The sequence below is a fragment of the Phyllobacterium brassicacearum genome (genome assembly GCF_003010955.1).
Taxonomy (GTDB): Bacteria; Pseudomonadota; Alphaproteobacteria; order Rhizobiales; family Rhizobiaceae; genus Phyllobacterium; species Phyllobacterium brassicacearum.
The window spans coordinates 342,845-354,873 of record NZ_PGGO01000001.1; the positions used below are offsets into that span (position 1 = coordinate 342,845).

Here is a 12,029-nt window from a genome sequence, read left to right on the forward strand (position 1 = left end):
GCTCCTATTCCGCCGCAGCCGCGCCAAGTGCGATCATGGGCGCGGGCCGAAAATCTTCAGGAAAATGCGTCAGCGCACTCATAACGGGATAGGGCGTGAAGCCGCCCAGGGCACAGAGCGAGCCAAACTTCATTGTATTGCACAAATCGGTCAGAACTTCGATTTGCTTCTCAGGCTCTATGTTGGCCGAGATACGATCGACGACCTCGACCCCTCGGGTCGAGCCAATGCGGCAGGGCGTGCACTTGCCACAGGATTCGATCGCGCAGAATTCCATCGCGAAACGCGCCTGTTTGAGCATATCGACGCTATCGTCGAACACCACCAAACCGGCATGGCCAATAAGGCCATCCTTGGCGGCGAAGGCTTCATAGTCGAACGGCGTATCAAACAGTTCGCGCGGGAAATAGGCGCCAAGAGGACCACCGACCTGCACAGCTTTGACCGGCCGGCCACTTGCCGTGCCGCCGCCGATATCGTCGACGATCTCGCCGAGCGTGAGGCCAAAGGCCGTTTCGAACAGGCCGCCATATTTGACGTTACCTGCAATCTGCAGCGTGATCGTGCCGCGAGAGCGGCCCATGCCGAAATCCTTGTAGAAGGCTGCGCCCTTGTCGAGGATGATGGGGACGGACGCAAGCGAGATCACATTGTTGATCACGGTCGGCTTGCCGAAAAGTCCCTTGTGCGCGGGCAGCGGCGGCTTGGCGCGGACGATGCCACGACGGCCTTCGAGGCTTTCGAGGAGTGCCGTTTCTTCACCGCAGACATAGGCGCCTGCGCCAACGCGCACCTCCATATCAAAGGCATGGGAGGATCCAAGCACGGACGGACCCAGGACACCGGCCTTGCGGGCGACCTCGAGCGCTTCGTTCAGGATTGCGATGGCATGTGGATACTCCGAGCGCGTGTAGACGTAGCCCTTGGTCGCTCCGACCGCGATGCCGGCGATCACCATGCCTTCGATCAGGACGAAGGGGTCGCCTTCCATGATCATGCGATCTGCGAAGGTTCCACTGTCGCCCTCGTCGGCATTGCAGACGATATATTTCTGTGTCCCGGCAGTATCGAGAACCGTCTTCCATTTGATGCCAGTTGGAAAACCCGCACCGCCGCGGCCGCGCAAGCCGGATTCGGTCACCTGTGCCACGATCTCGGCAGGCGACAGCTTGAGCGCCTGTTCCAGCCCCTTCAGGCCATCATGGGCACGATAGTCTTCGAGAGAGACCGGGTCGGTGATGCCGCACCGGGCAAACGTCAAACGAGTCTGTCTTGCAAGGAACGGCAATTGATCAGTGAGGCCGAGCCAGAGCGGGTGCACCCTGCCCCCGGTCATACCGTTGTCGAGCAGTGCTGTGACATCCGATGCCTTGACCGGGCCATACGCGACACGCCCGTTTGGTGTCTCAACCTCGACCATGGGTTCGAGCCAGTACAGCCCACGTGAACCGTTACGCACGATCCGCGCATCGAGGTTGCGCGTTTCGATTTCAGCCTGGAGTTTCCTCGCGACTTTTTCGGCACCAAGAGCAAGCGCACCTGAGTCACGCGGAACATAGAAGGTGATTGTCATAGCCGCACCTCCGCCGCGATTTCCTCGAGTGCCTCGGCATCGAGCCGGCCAATGACTTCGCCGTCAAGCATCGCCGAAGGTCCGCAGGCACACAGACCAAGGCAATAGACCGGTTCGAGTGTGACCGCCCCGTCTGCTGTCGTGCCATGCCAGTCAACGCCGAGCAATTGGCGCGCCTTGTTGGCTAGCGCCTCAGCACCCAGGGATTGGCAGGCCTCTGCACGGCAAAGCTTCAAGACATGCCGGCCGGCGGGGTGATCGCGGTAATCATGGTAAAAAGTGAACACGCCGTGCACTTCGGCGCGGGAGATATTGAGGGCCTGCGCAATCAACGGCAAAGCTTCCTGCGGCACATAGCCGAACTCATCCTGCAGCTCGTGCAGGATAGGAAGCAGAGGGCCTTCTTTGCCCTTCAGTTGATCGATAATGCCTATCGCCCTTTTGGCGATATCGGTACTTGCGAGCTGCATATCGTGCAGGGCCCTCCCTTGTTTTCTCCCCGTTTCTTAGAACAGATCAAAAATGGCGGCCGATATCAATATAGCAGACTCGTTGAACGATAGAAATATCCTATCAAACCATATTCAAGCTTATGGCCAGCGCGCGCGCCTCGTGCAGAAGGGCCGAAACCAGCGGCGTATGGGGTTCCCGGTCTGCGGCAACAAGGCCGACAAGGTGGCGTGCATCGGGCTCCACGATCGGTATCGAGCGGATAGGCTCGTCAAATCCCAATGACTCGCCGAGATTGAGCGGCATGATGCTGGCCCATTTTCCCGTGCGGATGTGCGAGAACAGGACGATCATGGAATTTGATTCGAGCGTGGGATGAACCTCGATGCCTGCTTCCTCCAGATGCTTGTTGATCAGGCGGCGGTTCTGCATGTCCATCGTCAGGAGGCAGAGTGGCAATTGGCCCACCTCAGCCCAGGTGACGGACTTCCGGTCGGAATATGTATTCCCTGCCGAGGTAATGAGCTGATAACGCTCTGAATAGAGCGGCACAGACGTGACGCGTCCGAGCGGCTCATTGTCGAGGTAGCTGATGCCAACATCGATCTCGAAGTTGCTGAGCAGTGTCAGCACCTCCAGAGACGTTCGCGATGTTATGGAGAAGGTCACATCGGGATGTTTTTCGCGGAATGGTGTTGTCAGCCGCGAGACCATGGCCAGCGCCGTCGGGATCGCCGCAATCTTCACGTGACCGGCGAGACCGAAACGGGCCGCGCGGATCTCCTCGCGCATCGTGCGCGTGTCACCAACGATGCGCCGCGCCCATTCGAGCACCCGCTGGCCTTCCGAAGTCAGGCCCTTGAAGCGCGATCCGCGCTGAACCAGGACGACGCCGAGCGTATCTTCAAGCTGGCGTATTGCGGCTGACAGCGTGGGCTGGGTCACACCGCATTCTTCCGCCGCACGGCCAAAATGCCGGTGGCGCGCCAAGGCGATGAAAAATTCCAGCTTGTCGATCATCCGGGTCGCTCCTCCGGAATGACCCTAATGGGGATCGCTGGTTAGCGGCAAGGCAAGTTTTTCAAACCGTCAAGAACTTGCGCACATCCGGCCTGTCGAGGCTCGCTGCGTCGCCGGAATGGACGATCTCGCCGCGATCCATGATGTAGACATGATCGGCAAGCTCGCGGCAGAAGTCGAGATACTGCTCGACAAGCATGATCGCGAGGCCCGCCTGATCGCGCAGAAACTGGATGGCCCTCCCGATATCCTTGATGATCGATGGCTGAATGCCTTCGGTCGGCTCATCGAGGACAAGCAGCTTGGGCCGCGTCACCAGCGCCCGGCCGATCGCAAGCTGTTGCTGCTGCCCCCCGGACAGATCGCCGCCGCGTCGTCCCAGCATGGTTTTCAGGACCGGGAACAGTTCGAAGACTTCCGGCGGCACGTTGCGATCTCCACGCTTTGCTGCAGCAAAACCGGTTGCGAGATTTTCGCGAACGGTCAGCAACGGAAATATCTCGCGCCCTTGCGGCACAAAGGCAATGCCGGCGCGTGCTCGATCATAGGGCGGCTTCTTGCCGAGGGGTGACCCGTCGAAGCTGATCGAGCCGGAAGACAGCGGGTGCTGCCCGACGATGGCCCTGAGCATGCTGGTCTTGCCGACGCCATTGCGGCCGAGAACGCAGGTGATCGATTTCGGTTTTACCTCGAGCGACACACCGCGCAATGCCTGGGCCGCCCCATAATGCAGGGAAGCATTCTCAACTGTCAGCATGGGACGTTTCCTTATTCATTGGAAGCAATTCCGGACGGAGATCCGGGCTCCACTTTTCCTGGAATTGCGCTTTACCGGCCAAGATAGACCTCGATCACACGCTGGTCGTTGCTGACAAAGTCGAGCGAACCCTCGGCGAGAACCGAGCCCTCGTGCAGGCACGTCACCTTCACGCCGAGTTCGCGCACGAAATGCATGTCGTGTTCGACCACGAGCACTGAGCGGGTCTTGGCTATATCGCGCAAGAGCTTCGCCGTTTCGGCGGTTTCTGCATCGGTCATCCCTGCAACCGGCTCATCGACCAGAAGCAGTTTGGGGTCTTGCGCGAGCAGCATGCCGATCTCCAGCCATTGCTTTTGCCCATGCGAGAGATTCGCAGCAAGCCAAACGCGCTTGTCATAGAGACGGATCGTATAAAGAATTTCGTGGATCCGGTCGATCTCATCCCGGCTTTGGCGATGGAAAAGCGTCGAGAACGCCGATCTTGGCCCAGAGAGCGCCAGTACCAGATTGTCTTCCACGGTATGGCTTTCGAACACGGTCGGCTTCTGGAACTTGCGGCCGATACCGAGCAGCGCGATTTCCGCCTCGTCATGCTTGGTGAGATCCACTTCACCATTGAAGTAGACGTCACCGGCATCCGGCCGGGTTTTGCCCGTGATGATATCCATCATTGTGGTCTTGCCGGCGCCGTTCGGGCCGATGATCGCGCGCATCTCTCCGGCCTGCAGTACAAGCGAAAGATTGTTGATGGCGCGGAACCCGTCGAATGAAACCGAGACGCCATCGAGATAGAGCAAAGTGTCGTGAGCGTTCATAATCTATTCCGCCGCTTGAGGTTCGGGGATTGGCGAGCGACCGCTCACAGCCGCAACGGGCGGCGGCGCTACATCCTTTTTGCGCGCGGCACGATCGGCACGCTTGCCCTTCCACATGCCGTAAAGGCCGAGGATGCCCTTGGGGAGGAACAGGGTGACCACGATAAAGAGAGCACCGAGGGCAAACAACCAGATTTCCGGGAATGCCGCGGTAAAATAGGTTTTGCCGAAGTTGACCAGAACGGCTCCGATGATTGGACCGATGATCGTTCCGCGTCCACCAACCGCCACCCAGATGACGGCCTCGATGGAATTGGCCGGTTCGAATTCCGACGGATTGATGATTCCGACCTGTGGCACATAGAGCGCGCCGGCAATCCCCGCCATCATGGCCGAGATCGTCCAGACCAAGAGCTTGTAGCGATCGACACGATAGCCGAGGAAGCGCATGCGGCTCTCGGCATCGCGCACGCCGACGAGCACCTTGCCCAGTTTGGAGCGGACAATGAAGCTGGTCACGAAGACGGCCAGCGCCAGGAAAAGGGCTGTCGCAGCGAACAACACGGAGCGGGTGCTGCCGGCCTGAATATTGAAACCCAGAATGTCCTTGAAATCGGTCAGGCCGTTATTGCCGCCAAAACCCATGTCATTGCGGAAAAAGGCGAGGAGCAGTGCATAGGTCAGCGCTTGGGTAATGATCGAAAGGTACACCCCGGTCACCCGTGAGCGAAAGGCCAGCCAGCCGAAACCGAAGGCAAGGACGCCTGGTACCAACACCACCATCAACGCGGCGAACCAGAAACTGTCAAAACCGTACCAGAACCACGGCAGTTCCTTCCAGTTAAGAAAGACCATGAAGTCCGGCAAAACCGGGTCGGCATAGACGCCGCGCGGACCAATCTGGCGCATCAGGTACATGCCCATGGCATAGCCGCCAAGCGCAAAGAAGGCGCCGTGGCCGAGCGAGAGAATACCGCAGAACCCCCAGACCAGATCGAGCGCGACTGCCAGCATGGCGTAGGTGAGATATTTACCGATCAGTGAAACGAGATAGGTCGGGACGTGGAGGGGTGACGTGACCGGAAGCAGGAGATTGGACAGGGGCACCAACACGGCAATAGCAACGAGCAGTGCGATGACAATGCTGCCGCGCCGGTCGACATGTAAGAAAAACCATTGGGTCATCATGCCTCGATCGCCCTTCCCTTGAGTGCGAAAAGACCGCGTGGACGCTTCTGGATGAACAGGATTATCAGCACGAGGACGAGTATCTTGCCGAGGACAGCACCGGCGAAGGGCTCAAGGAACTTGTTGGCAATGCCGAGCGACATGGCTCCGACAAGTGTGCCCCAGAGATTGCCAACACCTCCAAAGACCACGACCATGAAACTGTCGATGATGTAACCCTGTCCGAGATTTGGACTGACATTGTCGATCTGGCTGAGCGCCACGCCGGCAATGCCGGCAATGCCGGATCCGAGACCAAAGGTAAGCGCATCGACCCAAGGTGTCCTGATGCCCATCGAGGATGCCATGCGGCGATTTTGGGTAACGGCCCGCATGCGCAGGCCCAGCATGGTCTTCTTCAGGACGAGTTGCAGGATTGCAAACACCGACAAGGCAAAGACAATGATCCACAGCCGGGACCATGTCAGGGTCAGCAGGCCAAGTTCAAACGAGCCAGCCATCCAGGATGGATTGCCGACCTGGACATTGGAGGCACCAAACCACGAACGGATCGCCTGCTGCAGAACCAGGGAGATGCCCCAGGTAGCGAGCAGCGTCTCCAGCGGTCGGCCGTAGAGAAAGCGAATGACGCTCCGCTCGATAAGCACCCCAACGCCCCCGGAAACCAGGAAGGCGGCCGGTAGCGCGATCAACAACGAATAGTCAAAGATCCCAGGTGCCGTGGCACGGATGACCTGCTGAACGACGAAGGTCGTGTAAGCGCCGATCATTACCATCTCGCCGTGCGCCATATTGATCACGCCCATGACGCCGAAGGTAATGGCAAGGCCGATGGCGGCCAGGAGCAACACCGATCCCAGCGACAAACCATAGACGATATTCTGCACAGCGTTCCACACGGCAAGTTCGGAATTGATGCTGCTGATCGCCGACCGCGCGGCTTCACCAACCGGACCCTCGGCACCTTCAAGCGGGGTCAACAGACCCAGCGCGTCGCGTCCGTTGCCGGCGCTGACTTCAGTTATCGCTGCAATCTTTTCCGCGTCGGGAACGTCGGAATTGAGAATGGCAGCGGCCTTGGCCTGGCTCATCAGTGCCTTGATGCCTGGATCCTTCTCCGCGGCGATCGCCTGGTCCAGTAGCGGGATCGATTCCGGATCCCTGGTCTTCAGGATTGCCTCAGCGGCCGAACGGCGTTCGCCGGCATTCTCACTCATCAGGGTCAGTCCGCCGATTGCAGCGGCGATTTCGCGGCGCAGGCGGTTGTTCACCTTGATCTTTTCGGCCGCCGAACGTGGTACTGGAGCAAGTTTCGCACCCGTCACCGGATCGGTTGCGACATAATCCGTACCTTCGCGCTTGCCGAGGAATACAGACTTGTCGGCCTTGGAAACGTAGAGATCGCCTGCGCCAAGGGCGTTCAAGAGAGCGGAGACCCGCGTATCACCGGTCCTGACGAGGTCCGAAATCGCTTTGGTCGTATCGTCGAAATTGTCTCCAGCGAGCGCCTGGACGAGCGGCCGTAACGTTGCTTCATCAACAGTCTGCGCATGCGCTTCGACCGTGTGATGAAAAATGCCGAGCATCAGGACCAGTGCAGACAACAAGCGGATGAATTGCATCAATCTATCCTGCGTTTCAAGAATTGTGGCGGGAACACCACCCCCGCCATGGCGGAGGTGGTGCCAGCTTCGGATGATGCCCCGACCCGAAGCCTGGGAGTAGGAACTAGTTCGTGACGCCGCCGCACTTGCCGCTGGCGATATTGAAGTTGCCGCACGCCATTGGCTTGCGCCAATCGGAGATGAGGTCCTTCGAACCCGGAAGATAGTCGGACCATTCGTCACCGACGACGAGGCCAGGTGTCTGATAGACGATGTCGAACTGGCCATCGTCCTGGACTTCGCCGATCAGGACCGGCTTGGTGATGTGATGGTTCGGCATCATCGTCGATGACCCGCCAGACAGGTTTGGAACAGAAACGCCGACAATTGAGTCTATGACGGCACCGGAGTCGGTTGTGCCAGCGGCCTCGACGGCCTTCACCCACATATTGAAGCCGATATAGGTCGCTTCCATGGGATCGTTGGTCACGCGCTTGTCGTTCTTGATGTAAGCGTGCCATTCCTTGATGAAATCAGCGTTGACATCGGCATCGACCGACTGGAAGTAGTTCCAGGCAGCAAGGTGACCAACAAGCGGCTTGGTGTCGAGACCCGCAAGTTCCTCTTCACCGACCGAGAAGGCAACGACCGGTATGTCCTCGGCCTTGATGCCCTGATTGGCTAGTTCCTTGTAGAACGGCACATTGGCATCGCCATTGATGGTCGAGACAACGGCGGTCTTTTTGCCTGCGGAACCGAACTTCTTGATGTCGGAAACAATCGTTTGCCAATCGGAATGACCGAATGGCGTGTAGTTGATCATGATGTCCTCATCCTTGACGCCCTTGGCGTTGAGATAGGCCTTCAGAATCTTGTTGGTGGTTTGCGGATAGACATAGTCCGTACCGGCGAGAACCCAACGCTCGACGCCTTCTTCCTTGGCGAGGTAATCAACAGCAGGAATGGCCTGCTGGTTCGGAGCCGCACCGGTATAGAACACGTTGCGCGAGCTCTCTTCGCCCTCATACTGAACGGGATAGAACAGCAGAGAATTCAATTCTTCGAAAACCGGCAGGACGGACTTGCGCGACGACGAGGTCCAGCAACCAAAAACGGCTGCAACCTTGTCCTGTTCAATCAGCTGACGTGCCTTTTCGGCGAAGAGCGGCCAGTCGGATGCCGGATCGACGACGACGGCCTCCAGCTTCTTGCCAAGCACCCCGCCCTTCTTGTTCTGTTCGTCGATCAGGAACAGCATCGTATCCTTGAGGGTGGTCTCGGAAATCGCCATCGTCCCGGAGAGCGAATGCAGAATGCCGACCTTGATCGTGTCATCCGCGGCGCTCGCGGGCGACATGGCCAGTGACGCACCCATTGCTGCGGCCGCCAAGGTCCCGATAAATCTGGCTGGTAAATTGAACATTCAGGTGAACCCCTCTTTTTGGTTGTTGGTACCGAAGGAGTTCTAAGCAACGACCGTGCCAAGTCGTTCGCGTCGATTGAAGACATCTAAATTGTTAAAAATTATCAGCATATTACAGATTTTTCTGATCGACGCACTTTCGCAACACGTTCAAGCCGGCCACTGTCACCAAACCCATGATAGCTCATACTTTAGTCACATCTCTCAATGTGCATATTTAATAAGCAATGCCCGGCGTAAAGATGCTTTGATGTGGCATTGGCCTGCGTTTGATGTATGGTGCTTCGATACCAACTCTCTCCAAGGACATAAAATGGATATCCGTCAGATTGACGAAGGTTTTGCCGTGACTGGCCAGATTTCACCTGATGAAGTGCGCGATATCGCTGCTGCAGGCTATCATGCACTCATTTGCAACCGTCCGGACGGCGAAGCGCCGGATCAGCCGGATTTTGCCGAGATCGCCCAAGTTGCCGAAAAAGCAGGCATTCCGATCTATTACGTTCCGGTTGTCTCCGGCCAGCTGACCCAAGACGACGTCGACGCCATGGCCAAAGCGCTGGAAGAAGCGGAAGGACCTGTCCTCGCCTATTGCCGCTCGGGCGCTCGGTCGACGAATATTTACGGCATCGTTCAGCAGCAAAAGGGCTAACCTGGGATGAATGGCATTGCTGATTTGAGCGCCGAGGACCTCCGGGCATTGCGGAATAGGGTCCTGGGTGAATATGAGGCCTTTCGTGCCCGCGGTCTCCAGATCGACATGACCAGGGGCAAACCAAGTCCCGAACAGCTCGACCTTGCCAATGGCATGCTCGCGCTGCCGGGCAATGGTGATCATTTTACCGAAGCTGGAGAGGACGCACGCAATTATGGCGGGCTGCAGGGCCTGCCCGAGGTGCGCGCGCTGTTTGCGCCGATGATGGGCGCGCCGGCGGAGCGCGTCGTCGTTGGCGACAATTCCAGCCTTGCCCTCATGCATGATTGTCTCGTCTGGTCGCTGTTCAAGGGCGTTTCAAACGAAATGGAGCCGTGGTCCCAGCAATCGGGCACGCCCGCCTTCATTTGCCCTGTACCAGGCTATGACCGGCATTTTGCCATTTGCGAGGAATATGGCATCCGCATGCTACCCGTTCCCTTAACCGGCCATGGACCAGATATGGACATCGTCGAGGAACTTGCAGCCGACCCCGACGTGAAAGGCATGTGGTGCGTTCCCAAATATTCGAATCCATCGGGCGAGATCTACTCGACCGAAGTCATCGAGCGTCTTGCAGCAATGCGGACAGGGGCGCCTGACTTCCGGTTGTTCTGGGACAATGCCTATGCCGTACACCATCTGACCCCGCAACGGCACGAGATTGCCAACATTCTTGAACTTTGCGCGCAAGCGGGTAACCCGGATCGCGCTTTCGTCTTCGCCTCGACATCCAAGGTGACGCTCGCCGGTGCGGGTCTTGCCCTTTTTGCCTCTTCTGCGGCAAACGTGAAGTGGTATCTAGCGCGGGCGGGCAAGCGGACAATCGGACCAGACAAGCTCAATCAAATCAGGCACGTGCGCTTCTTGAAGAACATCGAGGGCTTGCACGAACATATGGAAGCGCACCGCGCCTTGATCGCGCCGAAGTTCGACGCGGTTATCGATGCACTTGACAAACGCCTGTCTGGAACCGGCATTGCTCATTGGACGAAGCCGGAAGGTGGCTACTTCATCTGCGTGGATGGAATGGAAGGCACGGCCAAGCATGTTGTCGACCTTGCACGACAGGCTGGCGTCGTCCTCACCCCCGCGGGCGCAACCTCGCCTTACGGACGAGACCCGCATGATCGGACGTTGCGTCTTGCACCGACTTATCCGTCGCTTCGTGAGGTCCAGCAGGCGTCAGAGGGCATTGCACTGTGCATTCTTCTGGCTGCACTCGAAAAGCACGACGCCGCGCCTCTTGCTCACAATGCCTGACGACTGTGGAACGACGAAGCCATCACGCCCGATGGTCAGTCGTCCTCAAAAGAAAGCCTGAATGCCGGTTTGCGCGCGCCCAAGGATGAGCGCGTGAACGTCGTGCGTGCCCTCGTAGGTATTGACCGTTTCGAGATTCTGCGCATGGCGCATGACATGGTAACCGATCTGGATCCCATTGCCGCCGTGCATGTCGCGGGCGACGCGGGCAATATCCAGCGCCTTACCGCAATTGTTGCGCTTGACGAGGCTGATCATCTCGGGCGCTACCTTGCCTTCGTCGAAGAGACGGCCAACGCGCAACGAGGCTTGCAGGCCGAGCGTTATCTCGGTCTGCATGTCGGCGAATTTCTTCTGGAAGAGCTGGGTGGCGGCAAGCGGCCGTCCGAACTGTTTGCGGTCGAGCCCATACTGCACCGTACGCTGCCAGCAATCTTCGGCCGCGCCTAACACGCCCCAGGAAATGCCGTAGCGGGCGCGGTTGAGACAGCCGAACGGCCCCTTCAGCCCGGAGATATTCGGCAGCAATTGTTCCTCGCCGACCACGACACCGTCCATGACGATTTCACCTGTGATCGAGGCACGCAATGACAGCTTGCCGTCGATCTTCGGCGCAGAAAGGCCTTTCATGCCCTTTTCAAGGACGAAGCCGCGAATCTGACCGTCATGCGCATCGGATTTCGCCCAGACGACGAAGACATCGGCGATCGGGGAATTGGAGATCCACATTTTCGAGCCAGAAAGGCGGTAGCCATCCGCTACCTTTTCGGCGCGGGCCTTCATGCCGGCAGGATCGGAACCTGCGTCAGGCTCGGTGAGTCCGAAACAGCCAATCCATTCGCCAGATGCGAGTTTCGGCAGATATTTCTTGCGCTGCTCATCCGAACCATAGGCATAGATCGGGTACATGACCAGCGATGACTGCACGCTCATCATCGAGCGATAGCCGCTGTCGACACGCTCGACTTCGCGCGCCACAAGACCATAGGCAACATAAGATGCACCGGCAGTGCCGTATTCTTCCGGCAGGGTGACGCCAAGAAGACCGGATTCACCCATGAGCCTGAAGAGTTCGGGGTCGGTCTTTTCTTCCAGATAGGCCTCTTCAATGCGCGGCAAGAGTTCGCTTTGCGCGAAGGCGCGAGCGCTGTCGCGGATCATCCGCTCGTCTTCGGTCAATTGATCCTCCAATAGAAAGGGATCAGTCCAGACAAAGGACGGCTTCGAATTGGCCATGGG

The 12,029-nt window shown here is 58.2% G+C and carries 11 protein-coding genes; 2 read left to right on the forward strand and 9 right to left on the reverse strand.

All coding sequences use genetic code 11. From position 1 onward, the window contains the following. Nucleotides 1-4: 4 nt before the first annotated feature. From CU102_RS01690 to urtA, 8 genes are all read right to left on the reverse strand, one after another. Nucleotides 5-1,573: a formate dehydrogenase beta subunit gene (locus CU102_RS01690; protein ID WP_106709212.1), complete on the reverse strand. Its 1,569-nt coding sequence runs from the start codon at nucleotides 1,571-1,573 to the stop codon at nucleotides 5-7. Continuing rightward, nucleotides 1,570-2,043, reverse strand: a complete 474-nt coding sequence (locus CU102_RS01695; protein WP_106709213.1) for a formate dehydrogenase subunit gamma — start codon at nucleotides 2,041-2,043, stop codon at nucleotides 1,570-1,572. The genes CU102_RS01690 and CU102_RS01695 overlap by 4 nt, the downstream gene beginning before the upstream one ends. 103 nt (nucleotides 2,044-2,146) lie before the next feature. Next, nucleotides 2,147-3,043: a LysR family transcriptional regulator gene (locus tag CU102_RS01700; RefSeq protein WP_106709214.1), complete on the reverse strand. Its 897-nt coding sequence runs from the start codon at nucleotides 3,041-3,043 to the stop codon at nucleotides 2,147-2,149. A 61-nt stretch (nucleotides 3,044-3,104) separates the two neighbouring features. After that, on the reverse strand, nucleotides 3,105-3,800 hold the full coding sequence (gene urtE / locus CU102_RS01705) for an urea ABC transporter ATP-binding subunit UrtE (protein ID WP_106709215.1): 696 nt from the start codon (nucleotides 3,798-3,800) through the stop codon (nucleotides 3,105-3,107). Between the two features lie 71 nt (nucleotides 3,801-3,871). Further along, nucleotides 3,872-4,618 (reverse strand): urea ABC transporter ATP-binding protein UrtD, encoded by a 747-nt coding sequence (urtD, locus tag CU102_RS01710; RefSeq protein WP_106709216.1) that lies wholly within the window; start codon nucleotides 4,616-4,618, stop codon nucleotides 3,872-3,874. A gap of 3 nt (nucleotides 4,619-4,621) precedes the next feature. Next, nucleotides 4,622-5,806, reverse strand: coding sequence for an urea ABC transporter permease subunit UrtC (urtC, locus tag CU102_RS01715; RefSeq protein WP_106709217.1), 1,185 nt, complete (start codon nucleotides 5,804-5,806; stop codon nucleotides 4,622-4,624). Next, nucleotides 5,803-7,428, reverse strand: coding sequence for an urea ABC transporter permease subunit UrtB (gene urtB / locus CU102_RS01720; RefSeq protein WP_106709218.1), 1,626 nt, complete (start codon nucleotides 7,426-7,428; stop codon nucleotides 5,803-5,805). The genes urtC and urtB overlap by 4 nt, the downstream gene beginning before the upstream one ends. A gap of 106 nt (nucleotides 7,429-7,534) precedes the next feature. Next, a complete protein-coding gene (urtA, locus tag CU102_RS01725) occupies nucleotides 7,535-8,785 on the reverse strand; it encodes an urea ABC transporter substrate-binding protein (protein ID WP_425351507.1) in 1,251 nt (416 codons plus the stop codon). Nucleotides 8,786-9,146: 361 nt separating this feature from the next. Between urtA and CU102_RS01730 the strand changes: the two genes are divergently transcribed. Further along, nucleotides 9,147-9,485, forward strand: a complete 339-nt coding sequence (locus tag CU102_RS01730; protein ID WP_106709220.1) for a protein tyrosine phosphatase family protein — start codon at nucleotides 9,147-9,149, stop codon at nucleotides 9,483-9,485. 6 nt (nucleotides 9,486-9,491) lie between these two features. After that, entirely contained in the window at nucleotides 9,492-10,790 is a 1,299-nt protein-coding gene (locus CU102_RS01735; protein ID WP_106709221.1) for an aspartate aminotransferase type Ic, read from the forward strand. Nucleotides 10,791-10,835: 45 nt separating this feature from the next. On the opposite strand, the gene CU102_RS01740 is transcribed toward CU102_RS01735, so the two are convergent. Further along, a complete protein-coding gene (locus CU102_RS01740; protein ID WP_106709222.1) occupies nucleotides 10,836-12,026 on the reverse strand; it encodes an acyl-CoA dehydrogenase in 1,191 nt (396 codons plus the stop codon). Nucleotides 12,027-12,029: the final 3 nt, after the last annotated feature.

Coding starts and splice junctions, on each gene's coding strand:
- CU102_RS01700 (WP_106709214.1), bottom strand. CDS start 3,043: ATGATCGACAAGCTGGAATTTTTCATCGCCTTGGCGCGCCACCGGCAT.
- urtD (WP_106709216.1), bottom strand. CDS start 4,618: ATGAACGCTCACGACACTTTGCTCTATCTCGATGGCGTCTCGGTTTCA.
- urtE (WP_106709215.1), bottom strand. CDS start 3,800: ATGCTGACAGTTGAGAATGCTTCCCTGCATTATGGGGCGGCCCAGGCA.
- urtA (WP_425351507.1), bottom strand. CDS start 8,785: ATGGGTGCGTCACTGGCCATGTCGCCCGCGAGCGCCGCGGATGACACG.
- CU102_RS01735 (WP_106709221.1), top strand. CDS start 9,492: ATGAATGGCATTGCTGATTTGAGCGCCGAGGACCTCCGGGCATTGCGG.
- urtB (WP_106709218.1), bottom strand. CDS start 7,428: ATGCAATTCATCCGCTTGTTGTCTGCACTGGTCCTGATGCTCGGCATT.
- CU102_RS01740 (WP_106709222.1), bottom strand. CDS start 12,026: ATGGCCAATTCGAAGCCGTCCTTTGTCTGGACTGATCCCTTTCTATTG.
- CU102_RS01690 (WP_106709212.1), bottom strand. CDS start 1,573: ATGACAATCACCTTCTATGTTCCGCGTGACTCAGGTGCGCTTGCTCTT.
- urtC (WP_106709217.1), bottom strand. CDS start 5,806: ATGATGACCCAATGGTTTTTCTTACATGTCGACCGGCGCGGCAGCATT.
- CU102_RS01730 (WP_106709220.1), top strand. CDS start 9,147: ATGGATATCCGTCAGATTGACGAAGGTTTTGCCGTGACTGGCCAGATT.
- CU102_RS01695 (WP_106709213.1), bottom strand. CDS start 2,043: ATGCAGCTCGCAAGTACCGATATCGCCAAAAGGGCGATAGGCATTATC.